Below are 16,879 nucleotides of genomic sequence, written 5' to 3' on the forward strand. Positions count from 1 at the left end.
TCTGGAGTTCTCATAATGTCCACACCTGCTGTCGTCGACGACACGAAGAACGTACAGTCCACATCGAGACGAAATCTCGTTGCACTGGTTCTCGGACCGGCCCTGGGCCTGCTTGTTGCACTCATCCTCCCTGACTCGCTCTCCTTCGAGGGGCGTGCCGTCGCCGGCTGCGCACTCTGGATGGCGCTGTGGTGGATGACGGAAGCGGCCCCGATTCCGGTGACCTCCATGCTGCCGCTGGTGCTGTTCCCGCTGTTCGGTATGGCACCCATGAGCGAAGTGGCCGCGCCCTACGCCAGTACCGTGATTTTCCTGGTCATGGGTGGCGTCATGCTGGGTCTGGCCACGGAGAAATCCGGGTTGCACATCCGCATCGCCCTTCTCACGGTTCGCGCTGTCGGTACGAAGCCATCACAGATCGTGCTCGGGCTCATGGTGGCATCCGCATTCATCTCCGCGTGGGTGTCCAACACGGCGACCGCCGTCATCATGGTTCCCATCGCCACGTCGATCGTGAAGCTGGTCAGGCAGGTCGATGAGAAGGCCGCCGGAACCAAGTTCGCCGCCTCCATGCTGCTGGGTGTCGCCTACGGCGTCACGATCGGCTCCACGGCCACCCTTATCGGGCAGCCGCCGATGGCTCTGATGAAGGCCTATGTCGATGAGTCGCTCGGCATCGACATCTCTTTCGTCCAGTGGATGATGGTGGGCGTGCCGTGGGCAGTGGTCATGGTCGCGTCGGCGTGGGTGGTTCTGACCAAGTTCGTCTACCGTCCGGAGGTCGACTCCATCACCGGCGGCAAGCAGCTGATCCAGGACGAGATCGCCAAGCTCGGCCCCATGTCGACTGCCGAGCGCCGCATCGGGGTGATCTTCCTGACGGCGATCTTCTTCTGGGTCTTCGTGCCCTTCATCGCCGACATTTCGTTCGTGGCGGACAACCTGCCGTTCCTCGGGATCATCAACGACTCGCAGGTCGCCGTGGCCGCCGCAATCGCCTGTTTCCTGACCCCTGCCGCCCGGCGCGGTCAGCACAGCGAACGGCGTCATCTTCTGGTGTGGGAGGACTCCAAGGAGGTTCCGTGGGGACTGCTCCTGCTCTTCGGTGGTGGACTCTCGCTGTCGGCGATGTTCACTGCCACCGGCCTCAGCGAGTGGATCGGCGGCCAGGTTGAGGGGTTGGCATCCATGCCGACGTGGGTCATCATCGTGGCCGTCATGGTGGTCTCCCTCGGCCTGACCGAGCTCACCTCGAACACGGCCACTGCCGCCGCCTTCTTCCCGATCTTCGGGGCGGTGGCAGTCGGAGCCGGTGTCGATCCTCTGCTCATGACCTTCGTTGTGACACTGGCGGTCTGCTCGGCCTTCATGCTTCCGGTGGCCACCCCGTCGAATGCCGTCGCCTTCGGTTCCGGTCAGATCACCATCAAGCAGATGGTCCGGGCGGGCGTCTGGCTGAACTTCGTCGCTCTCGGTCTCATTCTGGTCGTTCTCTACACCCTGATCCCGCTCGTGTTCGGAGTGTCTCCCTAGGCGCCTGCTGCGTTCCCGGAAGCGCTCAAGACAGCCCCGTCGTCGCCGGCACCTCAACAGGTGTCGGCGACTGCTGTCATGTCACCGTCTTCCCAGTGGAAAGCGGGTTTCGGCAACACTTTTCCGGACCTAATAACCGCCTCGGCATGCATAACGCCGCAGGTTGTGATAGCCTTTCCCCTCGGGTGTGGCCCAGTTCAGAGTTTTCCATTATGAACGGCGGCCGCTGCAGACCCGCGACCACGGCGGCCGACCAGGCCACGGACGGTCCCGGGTGCGGTGGCTCCCTCTGGATCTCCCCGGCCGGCGCGGTTCACGCTGCGCCGCCGAATGGCCGCCGACTGAAGGAACGACACAAGCGCGTGCAGCGCGGACCGGCCCGACCAGGGATGGCTCCTGCACGTCACGGATCAGGGCCCACCAGGGCCGGAAAGGCATGCTTGACTCAGCAGCGCATTGCAATCATCGGAGCCGGCCCGAGCGGAATCGCCCAGCTCAGGGCCTTTGAGTCCGCCAAGGAGAAGGGTGCACAGATCCCGGAGATAGTCTGCTTCGAGAAGCAGGACGACTGGGGTGGCCAGTGGAACTACAGCTGGCGTACCGGCACCGACAAGTACGGTGAGCCGGTCCACTCCAGCATGTACCGCAACCTGTGGTCGAACGGCCCGAAGGAGGTCCTGGAGTTCGCGGACTACACCTTCGACGAGCACTTCGGTAAGCCGATCTCCTCGTACCCGCCCCGCGAGGTGCTGTGGGACTACATCGATGGTCGAGTGAAGCAGTCCGACGTGAAGAAGCTCGTGCGCTTCGCCACCGTCGTGCGGTGGGTGGAGTACAGCGAGGACACCGGGATGTTCTCGGTCACCGTCGAGGATCTCCGCACGGGAGAGACGGAGACCTCCGAGTTCACCCACGTCATCGTGGGCTCCGGCCACTTCTCCTTCCCGAACTACCCCGAGTTCGACGGCATCGAGACCTTCCCCGGCGTGGTCAACCACGCCCACGACTTCCGTGGCGCGGAGAGCTTCGCCAACCAGGACGTCCTCATGATCGGCGCGAGCTACTCCGCCGAGGACATCGGCTCCCAGGCCTACAAGATGGGCGCCCGCTCCGTCACCATGAGCTACCGCTCCGCACCCATGGGCTACGACTGGCCCGAGGGCATCGAGGAGCAGCCGGCCATCCGCACCATCGACGGCAACACCGTGCACTTCACCAACGGCGTGTCCAAGGACTTCCACGCCATCATCCTGTGCACAGGCTACTTGCACCACTACCCGTTCCTGCCGTCCGAGCTGGCCCTGCACTCCTCGAACAACATCTACCCGGAGCACCTCTACCAGGGTGTCGTCTCCGAGGTGAACAACAAGCTGTTCTGGCTCGGCGCCCAGGACCAGTGGCTGACCTTCAACATGTTCGACGCCCAGGCCTGGTTCGTCCGCGACGTCATCCTCGGCCGCATCGAGCTGCCGTCGGCTGAGGAGCAGCGCGAGCACATGGCCACCTGGCGCAAGCGTTTCGACGCGATGGAGACCGCCGACGACCAGATCGACTTCCAGACCGACTACGTCCGCGACCTCATCTCCCAGACCGACTACCCGATGTTCGACCTGTACGAGGTCGCCGACATCCTCAAGGGCTGGGTCCAGGACAAGAAGCGCGACATCATGGGCTACCGCAACGCCACCTACCGCTCCGTCATGACGGGCACCATGGCCGCGAAGCACCACACCGAGTGGATCAACGAGCTCGACTCCTCCCTCGAGCGCTACCTCAACATCCCCGAGTCCGATGAGGTCCGTGACATCTGGGAAGGCCGCGAGGCCGTGCAGCGTCGATAAGACGCTTATCGACGCCGCCGACGGGTGGTTTCATCAATCATTGGCCGGCAGCATGGGGGTGCTGCCGGCCACCGGTGTCTGTGGAGACCAGACCGGCGAGCCTGCCAGAATGGGTTTCATGACCGAGCCTGTCCACGAACTGGGGTCGGGGGAGCGCCCACGCCCCCTGAACATTCACGTTCGAAATCAGATGCGGAGAATGCCGAGGGCGGGGTCGGCGATCGAGAGGGCCGTGCGCTCAGAGCTGCACCGTCGCGGTTTACGCTTCCGGGTGAATCTCAGGGGAATGCCCGGGACGCCCGACATCGCGTTCACGAGGGCGAGGATCGCGGTGTTCATCGACGGTTGCTTCTGGCATGCCTGCCCGGTACATGGTGGTATCCCCAAGAACAACGGTGATTGGTGGGAGGCTAAGCTTCTTAGGAATCAGGAACGGGATCGTGAGAAGGACGCCGCCCTGGAGATCATGGGCTGGTTGCCGCTTCATTACTGGGAGCACGACGATCCGGAGGAAATAGCCGATGAAGTCGAATGGGTGTGGCGCGACCTCACCTTTCGTCGTCGCTGAAGTGTTCGAGTTGGAAGGGTGGTTGTATCGGCTGAGTCCGATACGCTGTGCGAGTGAAAAAGGTAGATGAGTTCGCCGTCAAGCAGATCCGCGGTCCCTACGTGAAGCTGCCCCTGCATCCCGATCATTGTGGATCTGTTGAGGAACTCATCGAGTACGCCGAACAGCGACGGGAAGCCGGAGCGATCCTCGGAGCGGATCTCTTCGCCGGTGCCGGGGGACTGAGCCAGGGGCTCGTAGACGCCGGGATTGAGGTTGTCTTCGGAGTCGACCACTACGATTACGCCGTTGAAACTCACGGTGCCCGCTTTCCTGGGATGTCGGTCGACTGGGATCTGGCGACCAAGGAGAATGTCGAGCGAGTGGCCGCGGTCATGAAAGCCGCCGGTATCGAGGTCCTGGCAGGTGGACCGCCCTGTCAACCCTTCTCGAAGGCCGGCCGTTCCGGTATCCGCCATCTCGTCGAAAGAGGGGAGCGGGATCCCGAGGACAAACGTCGCGATCTCTGGCGCGCCTACCTTGAAGTCGTCCAGCTGGCCAGGCCGAAGATCGTCATCATGGAAAACGTTCCGGACATGGCGCTCGACAACGAGATGTTCATCCTCCGCAGCATGATGGAGGAACTCGAGCAGATCGGGTACAGCGTCGCAGAGCGGGTCATCGACACCTGGCGGTATGGGGTTCCCCAGTTCCGTCAGCGACTCATTCTTGTTGCGCTGCGGGACAACGTCCAGTTCACCTGGCCGGAGGAGACCACGAAGAAGGTCACCGTGTGGAACGCCATCGGTGACATGCCGGAGGTGGAGGGAGGATGGCGGCCTCCCGGTGGGGCCGACGGGTGGGCCGAGTACAAGGGGCCGATCACGGACTTCCAGAAGTACATCCGTCGGAACGTCCCCCGGGGAGAGTCGAACAGGCTCTACGACCACATCACTCGACCGGTCCGGGAGGATGATCGCGAGGCCTTCGAACTCATGACCGCTGAGACGAAGTACTCCGAATTGCCGGATCACCTCCGGCGGTACCGTTCGGACATCTTCGACGACAAGTACAAGCGTCTGGATGAGAACGATCTGTCCCGGACGATCACGGCACACATTGCCAAGGACGGCTACGGGTTCATCCACCCGCGCCAGTCGCGGACCCTCACCGTCCGCGAAGCTGCGCGGTTGCAGACGTTCCCTGACGATTTCCGATTCAGTGGCCCTCCCAGCGCCGCTTTCCGCCAGATCGGTAACGCAGTTCCGGTTCGGCTCGGAGCTGAGATCGGCCGCGCCGCTCTCGCCGCCCTCGAAGCTGGAGACAAGAAGTCTGTTCAGGCGAGGGAGATCGCAGTCGTTCTCGCTGGCTGGTACCGCGACCTCCCTGAGGATGCACTACTGCAGCCGTGGCTGCGCACCGGGAACCGGTGGAAGATACTGATCTGTGAGATCTTCCTGGAGAGGGCCTCGCGTGAGGAACTACGGATGATCTGGCCCCTCATCAAGGATCTACCTGGACCGGTACCGGGGCAGCCGGTTCCGGAGGAGACGATTCGGGTTCTAAAGTCGGTTTTCACCGGGCAGCGTTTCGAAAAGCGCATCGAGCGTCTGAACAGTCTCGCAGAGGAGATCCGCAGGGACCCCGAAGCACTCTGGGAACCACGGATCAGCAGGGACAGGCTTCCATCCGTCAACCCGGCACTCATCGATGTCCTGGAGCTCTCTGCTCCAACCGCAGATGCGGAAGGGAACAAGAGTGAGGAACCGGTGATCGTGGCGAAGGGCATTCTCCGGATCACCACACGATTCCAGGGAACGGATACGGAAAGCCGGAACAAGCTCTCGGAGGGGCGCCTGAGTATCGCGCGCATGCTCGGAATGAACGAGAATGCGGGGTCCGCCCATCTCGCCCTCTTCGAACTCAGCAGGACCGTATGCACCATCGAGAATCCGGCTTGCGACATCTGCCCGTTGCGCCGCAAGTGCCGGAGATTCGGCGTTCCGACTTCCGACGGGCAGGAGGAACTCTTCTAGTCGAAGCCGAGATGCCTGGCCAGGTCCGGCATTTCGTCCTTGATGAGTGTTGAGATGGCTTCCAGGGCAGCGAAATTACCGGTCCGTGCCGCCGCGGTGCGCAGCGCCAACCCGATGGCTGCCCCAGACTCGTCGCCACCGAGAACAAAAGACTTCTTGGGAGCTGCGGCATCCTCCTTCGGGGCCTGTTGGTTATTCCGTCGGTAGGCCGCATCCGCCGCGATACAAAGTTCGTTCACCGGACGGGACATCATTTTTCGGAGCTGGCCCGGCAGATTCACCCGCATCTTCGCCACGTTGATATTGAAGGCTTCATCGAGGGTCGTCCCGAAGTCCAGCGAGGCACGTGCAGATTTGGTGTGCTCGTCGATCGTCCGGATACCGGCCCAGCCACCCCACTGAACCAGGCGATTGGCCCGGTAGATGTAGAGTCCCTGCTGGCGATTCCACTTCTCCGGACCGGAGGCTGCCTCGAATGCCTCCCGAGAGGAGAATTCCTCCCGGGAGGGCAGGAGATACCGTCGAAGGGTCACAGTGTCAGACACATCACCGTGCTCGATCTCAAACTCGTCCACATCAAGGGTTTCCGTCGCGGCTTCGTCCCTCCCGAAGGGATCCCAGGCATCAAGGCCGACACCGTTGACGATGATGCTGATGCGCTTACCTGCTTCTCCGGATAGGAAGCGGTGGAAAACCATGGACAGGTGAGCCTCCAGTTTCGGGGCGAGCCCTTCGATGCGTCGACGGGCCCATCCTCCCTCCGGGGACTTCGCGGGAAGCAACCTGTCCAGCTTGCGCCACACCACGACTGAACCTCTGTCCCCGTTGATCAGGGAGGCGGATTCGAGTGCTTCAGGTTCCTCCGAGATATCGAGGGTCACCCAGTCGTCGACCGTCTGAATGAAATCGAGGTCGATTGCACGGGCTACGGGGGATGAGAGTCGGTTTCCCCTGCTCACCACCTCCAGTCGTCTGCACTGGGAGAGCGATGCGGTCTTGAGTCCGAGACCGTAGCGTCCCAGATCGCCGTCCTCGTACTCTCGGCGGCTTCCGAAACGCATGGCCTCGTTGATCTGGTCCTCGTGCATGCCGGCACCGTTGTCTGCGATGGTCAGGTAGGACCCACGGCCGGCAAAATGAATGTCGATCACGACCTGATCGGCACCGGCTGCCACGCTGTTGTCCACGAGATCCGCGACGGCGGATTCAAAGCTGTATCCGATGTCGCGGAGTGAGTTCGTGAGGCGGCGTGCCGAAGGTGCGACAGAGAGACGGTTGGGCATGTCCCTTCTTCCTGATGAGAAAACCGGCTGGGCAGTTCTGATGGTTGAGAGCGGGCTGGTCAGCTGTTGAGCGTCGCCTCGAACTTGTCTGCGGTAGCACGGTAAGTGGTGTTGACAAGCTTAATGATCTCGCGTTCCGGCAAGGCATCGAGATTGACGATCGAAGAGATCTTACCGAGCTGCACCATCACCAACCGCAGTAGCTCCGACCTTGCGAGACTGTACCCTCCGCTGAATTCATTGTGCGCACGGGCAATGGCGCGTGCGAGCAGGGGGTTGAGTCCGAAGGTCGGCCGTTCCATGATGTTGACTCCCTCGTCCTCACCCAGTGTCGCATTCAGGTCGGGGCCGAGACAGTACGCACGCCACCAGGCTTTCCGGAACACGTTGCGCGGACGCCCCAGCCAACGGTCATACTCGGGATTCTTTGACTTGTTCTGGAAACGCCAAGCTGCGACATCCGGCATCAGCACCAGAGTCAGGAAGTTCCACGTCTCCTCCATTCCGGCATCGGCAGGGGAAATGGACAAGGAGTTCAGAAGGAAATTGCCGACTTTCACGTCGAATTCGGAAAGAGACGGATCCTTGGCCTTCATCCTGTGGGGAAAGCCATGTTCTTCGGCGATGGCGAGTACACCGCCCCGTATGTTCCGTAAAGCACCGGCCGTGGGCAATTGGGTGACAACGGGAGGGGGGTACGCTTTCGGATGGGTGACAGTGGCAAGCGAAGAACACTGCTCGACGTCGAGTTGCACCATCTCGGAGATGATGCGCACAGCGTCACTTCTCTCCAGACGATAATGGGAGAGGTATTTTGAGATCACTTGCCCATCCTCCGATTCGGATTGAAGATGCTTGCCTGCACTGTGGCGGTGACGAAACTCGGATCCGCCAGATAGAGCTCACGTGTCGAGTGGATAGAGATATTCGGGAAATACACATCGTGCATCTGTCTGAGTGTCTCGGCCAGGGTGCCCTCCTCTGCCGAGTCTTCCTCGAGCTGGGCGAGGTCCGTGTTGAGTGCAAAGACGATCATCTGCACAACGGTGTCGGCTCGCAGAAACTGCTGAAACTCTTCCTGGGACTTCCCGTTCGGATCAGCCAGATACTCCGCAACCCGCGGGTGTCCGGAATTCAATTTGAGACGGACCGCGGAGGAGATGTGGGATTCGAGGGCGGAGTCGATGTCGAGCTTCCACATGGCGTGAATCGGATCAAAACCGGCCTTCTCAAAATCGAACGCGCTAGTCGGGAACTGTGATCCTGCGCCCTCCAGGCGTACGCGAACTGAGTTCTCCCAGAGCCGGGACCCGATCATGGTCGGACCGAGGTCCTCGGGTGTCGCGCCCGGGTTCTCAAGGAGAATGACACTGACACGGAGGTTGAGATCCCCTCCCAGGATGGAGCCGTCGAGGCTGAGACTCACGGTGTTGATTCCGTTCACCAGCGTGACCGGTGTCGAGGCACCGTGTAGACCGGTGCGGGACGACTTCCAGTTGATGACTGCTCCCAGGACTGCGCTGCCTCGGCTGGAGGATACGCGGAACACCTGACGGAGTGCCTCGTCGAGGCTCACCTCGATCTCGAAGTAGGAGGTGACGGTGGACTGGTCGGACCAGGTGGCGGACGCCGCACCGGAGTCCTCGGTCATTATCGAAACGTCGTCGACCAACACGTCGTAGGCCAGGACTGAAATCGTGTCCTCTGCGGGGACGTTGTAACCCAGACTCGTCGTCGCCACTACTGGTCACCTTCCTCCGTATTGATCTTCACCACGACATCAGCGGAAATGGCCGAATTGGCGGGTTGGATCACCGCGTAGTAACTCTCCCAGGAGGGAGAACGCATCATTCGATGAAGGTCCTGCTCGCTGGCTTTTCGGCCGGCAATGGTCTCCAGATTGTCCTCGATCTCATGAGGCGCAACCCATCCGATGTGGGTCGGCATGGTCAGTCCGTCCTTGGCCTCGAGCTGGCGTTTGCCATCGACGAGCACGGCCGATTCGACCTCGACGCGTACCTCGTTCTCGAGTGCCTTGGCACTCGAGTCAACGCCGACCTTGAACAGCGCGAGGGTGCCGCGCGACGTCGCATGCAGTGATGCCAGGGAAATGGACGAGCGTACACCGTTGTGGCTCTTCCCCGGCTGGGGCGGGGTGAGTCGTCCTGTTCTTGGTGGGGAAACGCGACGACTGGTCCCTGCTGCATTGGGCATGACGGTTCCCAGCGAATTGGAGATGGTGCTCAGTGCAGACGTGTCGCCTGTGGAGTCGTTCTCCACTTTCGACAGTGACGCGTTCTTCAGGGAGTCCCGGAGACGATTCATGGCGATACGCACAGGGTTCGAACTCCTGGCCTTACCGTTCCGGTGGAATCGGGAATCCTTGAGGTTCACCGTTGTCGGATTCCATTCGTCGTGAGCAGGTGGTTCACTCGCGGCAAACAAGGGGTCAAGGTGTTCCGCTGCCAGAAAGATGCCGGCATAGCAGTCCTCGGCGGAGGCACGGGGTCCCTGCCAGTAGTTGACGATCATTCTGGGCCCGCGCATCAGTGCCACGTGGTGGTTCGTCCCGTCAGCGAGAACGGATGCCTGGGGGTTACTTTCCGCGTGGGTGGATTGAACGGCCAGACGGCCCAGATACTCCACGGGGCGCCCCGAGACGATGTCCATCCATTTGCGGGGTCCGGAGGTCTCGAACTCGGAGACGAACGTCTCCGGATCCAGGTGTTCCGGTTCCTTGATAGCCAGTCGATAGGCCCGGACAAACGGCCGCAGGAGGGGGTCCTTCATCGGGTCAGGAATTGGGATTTCGCGGCCGTCAACCGTAACTGAGAAGTCGATCGGATCCATGTCTTCCGACTGAGAAACCATGTGGGGCCATGCCCACTTTGTGAGAGCCTTGGAGATGGTCTCCATGACAGCATCCACCTCGTCCGAATCGATGCGTGGATCGACCACAGCAATGGTGGTTCCGGTCGGCCGTTCGTCAGTGAAGTGTGCGTCCATCTGGAACGTACGGGCCAACGCGTCGGCATCCGACCCGGTGAACGGGTTGGCATAGATATTTTCTCTTACGCCGGTCGCCTTCAAACCCCACCAATGCCGACCCGTGTACTCGTAACTGTCCCTCGTATAACCGTTTCCGTTGGCCATGGCGATGAACCGTCGGACCGGTTCTCCATTTTCGTCTCTGGTTCGGGTGTATATGAGCACCGTCTGCGAGTCGCTCATGTTGAAGAAGACGCCTTTTCCGAATCCGTAGGTGCCACCACGCAGTTCCTTCTCTGCACGGCGCCCGATGTTCCGGACGAATGAGACGAAGTCATCCCGCCCTTCACAGTGCTGGGCGGCGGAGGTGGGCCCCTGCAGGCCGGAAGTGCCCGTGTCACTGACCAGAAGCACCGGCAACGGAACTTCCCGGGATTCGGCGAGGAAATTCTCCAACGCCGGCAGCCCCTCAGTTCCTGATCCGAAGAAAGTCCTGAGCGCCTCGGACCTGTGTCCCGACAGCCGACGGTAATCAATCGAGAAAGTGACCCCGTCCTCATTGCTGGACCGGTCTCTCGCGTCCCAACTGTTCTGGAGGGTTTCTCGGGTGAACAGATCCCAACTCTCCAGACTCGGACGTCCGATGGCCGAGGTCGCGGAGTTTCCGTGCATGTTTCCCGAGTCGAGGAAGAACTCCTCGTGGTGAAAAGCTGTGTGGGACATCAGGTCAGTGAACCGTCCTTTCGGTAACCTGGAATGCTCTCGGGAGAGGTGAGATCGATGTTGTAGCGGAGCGCCGAGATTCTCTCTTCGGTGTCGTCGACGATGAGTTTGGGGAATCCCTCCCCAACTTCGAACACGTATCTGCCCACGAGCCGGTAGCTGTTCTCGGTCTTGGGATCAACCCCCGCCATAGAGAACCTCATTTCCTCCAGGCGGCTGAGCAGCTCGTCTGACGGGACCAAGTCACTCTCGAGAAGCCGTCGCACAACACCACTGAGCGTGATCTCGCCGTTCGGACTGCTCTCGTACTTACGCACCGCGAGAAGCAGTCGGGTGTCAGGCTCGGGAAGCAGCTGCTGTGCACCGTTGATAGTCACGTGGAGACCATTGGAAATCCGGGTGGCTTTACACTCGATCCCCCGGTCCTCCAGTCGAAAATCGTGCGCCTGCTGATCCGGTCCGGTCCACCGGTAGAAGCCGAGTGCTCCATCGGTGGCAAGCAGGATCTCCATCTCCTGGAGTTCGCAGATGAGACCGATCTCCTCCGCGTCGCTGAGAGAGTTCGGGGGAACCGGGGTGAACAGTGAGCGCCAGCGCTTGAGCTGAGCCTGAGCGATGGTCGCGGCACGCTCTCGGTCAGCGCGGAAGTGCTTGAAGAAGGTATCCACGAAGACGTGAAAGACGTTCTCCAGCGCCGGATTCTCAAGCTGGAGCTGAATGAGATCGCGTCCGTCCCGTTGCACGGTACGCAAAGTGATGTACCGACTGCGGATATCCGGTGGGATGCTCCTGGGGTCATCTTTACCGAGTGGGATGAAGATTCCCATCCGTCCGTCGAGTTCCCGAAAGATACGCACAGCGCCGGAGCTGTTCGCGAGTCTGGTGACCAGATCGTTTCCGTGACGCGACGATTCCGGCGACGCTTCCATCGCCGCACGCAGTTCGTTGAACAACTCAATCGATGGCGTCATCGGTCTCACTCCTCATTGCAGCTTCATCCATTTCATTGAGGGCCCGCACCTCTTCCGCTGCAGCGCGGTACTCGTCAATGATCTCCTGATCAGGCTCCGGGGCAGTCACGTAGTCGACCGCGGAGTCAGGTGCTGAAGACGTGGGGAAAAACAGTCCGAGACCGAGCACATCGGTGGCAGCATCCAGACTCGTGCGGTGCTGCCCCTTCGTCTCTCCGGATGTGCTTCCGGCGGAGCTGGTTGCACTTGCCACAGATCGGGGATCGGACTTGGCCTGGATCGGATAGATTGCGAGATGCCCGACTCCGGGACCAACGTGCTTGTCGTGGAGCTCTCGGACGGGATTCTCCTTACTGCCCGCCTCCTTGATCTCCTCCTCGACTTCGAGACGGAATGCCGCGCGGTCCTCCTCGGTGGAGCGGAGCACGTCATTGAGTCGGTCCTGGGTGGTCACCAGCGCCTTGATGTTCGCCTCACCTTCTTTACTGGTCACCAGTTTGGAGCGTTTGAGGAGTGGGATCTCGGCTTTGAGCCCCAGATCGATGGTGCCGAGCTCGTCATTGTTCTGGGTCATGAAAGAGACATTCCAGCTGCGCAACCTTCGGTTCTCCGACTCCTTTCTGATGTACTTCTTCAGCAATTTGGCATTGTCTTTGCCCAGCCTGGTCTCGGGGTGAATCGAGTACTCGTCGAGAAAGTCCATGATGAGTTGTGAGGGCACACCGACAAAAACAGGGGAGCCGTAAGCACCGGTCTGTTCGTCAATGCCACGAGTCTGCATCTCCCGCACTAGTTTCTTGACGGCCCTCTCGTTTGCGGTCAGCCAGCTGCGATCCTTCTCCTTGAACTTGATCGTCTGTTCCTTCTTGCCCTGGAAGCTGACCTGAGCCGCGACGGCGTCCTGCATCTTGGCTCGGCTGGTGATCATCATGTCGGGATGCATCCGGATGCGCGCTTGAATCTCAATCGGGGAGGCCTGTTCCTGAACGTAGACGTCGAGTTCCTCACGCAGTTCCGCTTCCACGGTGGACAGGTCGTGAAACCACCGGTTGAGCTCTTCCGGCATCCAGATCCTCGGCAGGTCCTGGTAGCCGTTCCGGAATCCGAACCACCGCCCCATTTGGAGCAGAGTGTCGTATGCGGAGGCACGCCGAACGAAATAGGAGGAGACCAGCCCCTCGAGGGTCAGGCCGCGTGAGAGGGTGTTTCCGCCGATGGCGATGACCGACACCGGCCCCTTCGTGTAATCGAGTCGCTGGGTGGATGTCCCGTTATCGACGATCAGACGGGTCTCACGGAGCACCTCGGGAATGATCCCGGCAATATCATCGAACGTCACCGGTGGTAGACCGAAGGTTTCAGCAGGCACCCGTCCGCGTTCCTCCTCCCATTGTTCACGCCATGCCGAGGGAAGATCGGTGTGGGACCTGACGACCGAACGCAGGCCCGAGAGCTCGTGATCGACCTGGATACGCAGATCCTCGTGGTCCGCAGTAAGCATGGAGGTGTGGATCAGCATGGATGAGTGTTTATTGCCTTGGCCTCGGAATCGTCGAGCAGCTGTGGCCATGATGAACCACCTGATCGCGGCACTGAGACCCTCACCTCCGACGACCGCCTTGTCAGGATCGTTCTTACCGCCGGGGCGGATTCCCTCGACCTCCTCCTCCGAGATGATGCGGATCATGTCGTAACCGTCGGGATCCACATCGCTCCGGTCCTCACCATTGAGCGGTGCGCGGCCGAACAGCGCTCGGGATCCGAAGTATCCCTTGGGCTCCGGAAGAGTCACGATGAAGTCCGACGGATAGAGGTCGTCGGTCTTGCTGGGGTCGATCAGGATATTCGCGAACGGAGTGGCCGAGTAGGCCACGTAGGCTGTGATGTCGTGGTCGAGCAGGTGATTGATCTGCCGGTTGATCGCTGAGCGTTCTGACTTGGTGTGCGGAGAGACGTCGATGGAAGCCTGATCGGACTCGTCGTCGATGACGAGGATCGGGCACTGGTGCACGATGTCGGCGGCGCTGTTCAACCACTCGTTGAGCCTTCTGAGACGTGCAGAATTCTTCTTGACGACTGCGATGAATCTCTCGTTATGGTTGGCGAGCTTGGCAGCGTTGTCGTCAATACCGGAGAAGTCGTGTTCAACGCTCGTCAATCGGTGCCAACGCTGCCGCTGAGGATTGATCAGCTGCTCATCGATCCTCTCCTGGGTCTGCTGCCGGAGGTTCTCGGTGATTCCGGTGAGGACGATCACGAGACGGAAACCCGCGTCTGCGGCCTTGGCGATGACAGACAGGAAATTCGTCGTCTTTCCGCTCTGAACGTGGCCGAGCACCAGGCCTTTCGTGTTCTGCAGTTCCTGATGCGGACGGAGCCCGTTGACCACCGCGGTGGAGGAGTCATCGATGCTGTGGATCGCATCGCCCAGATCGTTCTCGATGATTGTCCGCAGCGGCGGCCAGAAGACATCTACATTGACGTCGGGGCGATACCAGTGTTCGCCGCGCTTTTCCCGTTTGTAGGCGCCGATCTGGTGACGACGGTTCGCGAAACCCAGGGCCTGGCGCTGTCTCTCGTACGCTTCCTCGATCGCCGCCTGGGAATCGGGGAATCGGCGCAGGAATTTTTTCTTCGTGGCGTCCAGATCACGCCCGAGTCGGGACTGATCATTGAAGTCCTCCACGAAGTCGAGGACAAGATCTTCGTCGAGCTGTCGTTCAGGCATGAGCTCCCTTTCACTACTCGGTGAACAAGTCGTGGCGGTGTTCGATTCTGATTTATGTACAACAGTAGCGGGAATACCTGACAGCGTCGGCGTATAGCTCGAATGATTGAGCGACGGTCTCTGGGTGCCGGCACTCCGTGTTATCCCCTGCAAGGAGCGCCGGGTGTTGATCCCGGTCTGACTTGGTGAAGCTTTCCGGAACTCCCCGACGGCCCGTATGGCTGGGGTGGAAAGCTCCGGTGACGAGGCGCTGGGAACAGTCGGCTCAATCCCCGATTTCGGGGGGGGGTGAGATGGGCTGGCTCGGTGCCCGGATAGGAGGAGGCAGAGTTGTAATGTGTCGTAAATCAGGTCGAGCTGCTCATTCCACGCGATCAGCTGCATGGTTGCAGATATCGTCGGGGATACGTTCGAGAACTGAACGCTTTTGTCGGTGAGCGCTTTGGTCTTTGGATGTGACGACAAATACCGTTCCTGATACTTGCCTGCTGCTTGACCGCATGCTCATGGGTGCCGCGGGAGATTTCACACTCCTGTTTGACGAGCACCTGTCACGTGTGGAGGCCGCTGTCCAGCAGATACTCTTGGCTGATGATCCGCGGCATTTAGCGGAGAGAGTGAGGCACCAGAGCGCCTCGCGGAGTTCCTGGCCGGATGGGGTGCAACGTCGGAAGAGTTCGGGGAGAAACTCTCGAGAGTCGAATCGCAGTTGATCGACGCCGCTGCGGAGGCGGTGGAGATCAGGTGGAAGGAAATGACGCAGCTCAACGGAGCAGGTGAACATCCCCCCGTTGGATCCCTCGAGACGGTGGACGATGATGGTCTGCGGGCCACAGACCTTGCAGTGTTTGACGGTGATCCCGAACTGAAGAGAGAACTGCAGGACTAACTGCTTTTTCTCCGCGGTTTCTCGCCGGGCGAACACAGCGTGATTGAGGTCGGTCTGGTGCTCGCGTCCGCAGAGCTAATTCACCATGACCTGCGTCAGGAATACCGGGAAGCGGACAGCGAACGCGAAGGAGTCAATCCGGATCAGTGGGAACAGACCCTGGGTGAACAGGTGGCAGTGTCCGGACGGCTGGTCAAACGCCTCAGTCGGCTCTACAAGCGGGCCAAGCGGGAAGAATCCCGTCAGCGCCGACGGGTCACTCCCGCGCCGGAGATCTTGTCGATCAAATCCACTGACAACGAGCGGTCCATGGTGGAGGATCCGACTGGGAGTGCCAGCAGTGGTCCTGCCCCGGGCGTTGAGGCGAAGAATGAGCCTGACAGAGAACTGACGCTCGATTATCTCAAGGAGCTCACCCGCGCCGTCGGCCGAGGGCAAATAGCCGCGGAGGGGTGTGCTCGTTTGCTAGACGCAGCAATGAGGCAGCAGGCGGTTCTGAGAAAGACCTGGTTCCGACATTCAGGATCCTCCGGTGGCGGGCCGGCGCGCCTGTTGGAGGAGATCAACGGGTACGCCCGTGTTATCGATGAACTGCGGGAGCTTTCTGCTGGGGATCGGACCACCGAGGACGCTGTACCTGTCGGAAACAATTCCACACCCGAAACCGACCACTCAACGGGTTCCGGGAATTCAAGGAGGAGGTCCCGGAAAAGGAGGCGTTCCCGCGGAGCTCAGCGCCGGAAGCCATCCGACCGGAGGACGAGTGAACCAGGCGCGAACTCGGGTCTCGCCACCCCCTCGGCCGAGATCGAAGACTTCTCGCCTCTCTCCACCGACGCGATCGACAGGTACCGGGACGATTACCTGCAGTACCTGGAGAAGTGGCGGACACTGTCGCGCAAGCAGGGTTCGATTACCGGCGCAGTCGAACTCGAGGACCTGAAGGATCTGCTTGATCGACGGAGAGAAGAACTCGCAATGTGGTCGCAACAGGGCGGCTATTCAGGAGACATCCCCTTGTTCTTCACCGATTCAGTAGGCGAGCTGGAATCGGTTCCACGTACGGAGAAGAACGTGCGCCGGCGACGTGCCTCCGAGCCCCGTGGACGTTCTCGTGCCACGTTCGGGTCTCGAGAGGAGGGCATCCGTCAGATACTGGACGATTTCAGGAGTTTCGTCCCGTCCCGACAACGAGAACCTACGCACATAAACAGGACGGTCTTTGTCACCAGCGGTCGAATCAACCGGTGACGTCCGTTAGCGTGGTGTATCTGTAACTGCCGGTGAGGACCCCATGGAAGATGTGGGCGACCACCGCAGTACCTTTCGAATCAACTCCT

At 60.6% G+C, this 16,879-nt stretch carries 11 protein-coding genes; 5 read left to right on the forward strand and 6 right to left on the reverse strand.

The window, feature by feature from the left end:
- Positions 1 to 15 precede the first annotated feature (15 nt).
- The 4 genes from B9Y70_RS12385 (at position 16) to B9Y70_RS12400 (ending at position 5,957) form a co-directional block, all read left to right on the forward strand.
- Positions 16 to 1,533 (forward strand): SLC13 family permease, encoded by a 1,518-nt coding sequence (locus B9Y70_RS12385; RefSeq protein ID WP_085550573.1) that lies wholly within the window; start codon positions 16 to 18, stop codon positions 1,531 to 1,533.
- Between the two features lie 389 nt (positions 1,534 to 1,922).
- Positions 1,923 to 3,374, forward strand: a complete 1,452-nt coding sequence (locus tag B9Y70_RS12390; protein WP_085550574.1) for an NAD(P)-binding domain-containing protein — start codon at positions 1,923 to 1,925, stop codon at positions 3,372 to 3,374.
- Positions 3,375 to 3,492: 118 nt separating this feature from the next.
- On the forward strand, positions 3,493 to 3,942 hold the full coding sequence (locus tag B9Y70_RS12395; protein WP_205410453.1) for a very short patch repair endonuclease: 450 nt from the start codon (positions 3,493 to 3,495) through the stop codon (positions 3,940 to 3,942).
- A 53-nt stretch (positions 3,943 to 3,995) separates the two neighbouring features.
- Entirely contained in the window at positions 3,996 to 5,957 is a 1,962-nt protein-coding gene (locus tag B9Y70_RS12400) for a DNA cytosine methyltransferase (RefSeq protein ID WP_143337650.1), read from the forward strand.
- On the opposite strand, the gene B9Y70_RS12405 is transcribed toward B9Y70_RS12400, so the two are convergent.
- Genes B9Y70_RS12405 through B9Y70_RS12430 form a run of 6 tightly spaced genes read right to left on the reverse strand, consistent with a single transcriptional unit; the run spans position 5,954 to position 14,650 of the window.
- Entirely contained in the window at positions 5,954 to 7,240 is a 1,287-nt protein-coding gene (locus B9Y70_RS12405; protein WP_085550575.1) for an ATP-binding protein, read from the reverse strand. The genes B9Y70_RS12400 and B9Y70_RS12405 overlap by 4 nt on opposite strands.
- Positions 7,241 to 7,299: 59 nt before the next feature.
- Positions 7,300 to 8,016, reverse strand: coding sequence for a DUF6339 family protein (locus tag B9Y70_RS12410; RefSeq protein WP_143337651.1), 717 nt, complete (start codon positions 8,014 to 8,016; stop codon positions 7,300 to 7,302).
- Between the two features lie 44 nt (positions 8,017 to 8,060).
- Entirely contained in the window at positions 8,061 to 8,981 is a 921-nt protein-coding gene (locus B9Y70_RS12415; RefSeq protein ID WP_085550577.1) for a hypothetical protein, read from the reverse strand.
- Positions 8,981 to 10,951 carry a hypothetical protein gene (locus tag B9Y70_RS12420; RefSeq protein WP_085550578.1) on the reverse strand — a complete coding sequence of 657 codons (1,971 nt, stop codon included), beginning with the start codon at positions 10,949 to 10,951 and terminating at the stop codon, positions 8,981 to 8,983. Before B9Y70_RS12420 ends, B9Y70_RS12415 begins: the two co-directional genes overlap by 1 nt.
- Entirely contained in the window at positions 10,951 to 11,922 is a 972-nt protein-coding gene (locus tag B9Y70_RS12425; RefSeq protein WP_085550579.1) for a PD-(D/E)XK motif protein, read from the reverse strand. The genes B9Y70_RS12420 and B9Y70_RS12425 overlap by 1 nt, the downstream gene beginning before the upstream one ends.
- On the reverse strand, positions 11,906 to 14,650 hold the full coding sequence (locus B9Y70_RS12430) for a Z1 domain-containing protein (protein ID WP_159449819.1): 2,745 nt from the start codon (positions 14,648 to 14,650) through the stop codon (positions 11,906 to 11,908). Before B9Y70_RS12430 ends, B9Y70_RS12425 begins: the two co-directional genes overlap by 17 nt.
- A gap of 928 nt (positions 14,651 to 15,578) precedes the next feature.
- Between B9Y70_RS12430 and B9Y70_RS12690 the strand changes: the two genes are divergently transcribed.
- Positions 15,579 to 16,790 (forward strand): hypothetical protein, encoded by a 1,212-nt coding sequence (locus B9Y70_RS12690; RefSeq protein ID WP_143337653.1) that lies wholly within the window; start codon positions 15,579 to 15,581, stop codon positions 16,788 to 16,790.
- The last annotated feature ends 89 nt before the right edge of the window (positions 16,791 to 16,879 follow it).

It is taken from the genome of Corynebacterium pollutisoli (genome assembly GCF_900177745.1).
Lineage (GTDB): Bacteria > Actinomycetota > Actinomycetes > Mycobacteriales > Mycobacteriaceae > Corynebacterium > Corynebacterium pollutisoli.

Bases quoted from the DNA above. Each gene is read 5' to 3' on its own strand.
- B9Y70_RS12430 (WP_159449819.1), bottom strand. From the start codon at position 14,650: ATGCCTGAACGACAGCTCGACGAAGATCTTGTCCTCGACTTCGTGGAG.
- B9Y70_RS12390 (WP_085550574.1), top strand. From the start codon at position 1,923: ATGGCTCCTGCACGTCACGGATCAGGGCCCACCAGGGCCGGAAAGGCA.
- B9Y70_RS12425 (WP_085550579.1), bottom strand. From the start codon at position 11,922: ATGACGCCATCGATTGAGTTGTTCAACGAACTGCGTGCGGCGATGGAA.
- B9Y70_RS12420 (WP_085550578.1), bottom strand. From the start codon at position 10,951: ATGTCCCACACAGCTTTTCACCACGAGGAGTTCTTCCTCGACTCGGGA.
- B9Y70_RS12395 (WP_205410453.1), top strand. From the start codon at position 3,493: ATGACCGAGCCTGTCCACGAACTGGGGTCGGGGGAGCGCCCACGCCCC.
- B9Y70_RS12385 (WP_085550573.1), top strand. From the start codon at position 16: ATGTCCACACCTGCTGTCGTCGACGACACGAAGAACGTACAGTCCACA.
- B9Y70_RS12405 (WP_085550575.1), bottom strand. From the start codon at position 7,240: ATGCCCAACCGTCTCTCTGTCGCACCTTCGGCACGCCGCCTCACGAAC.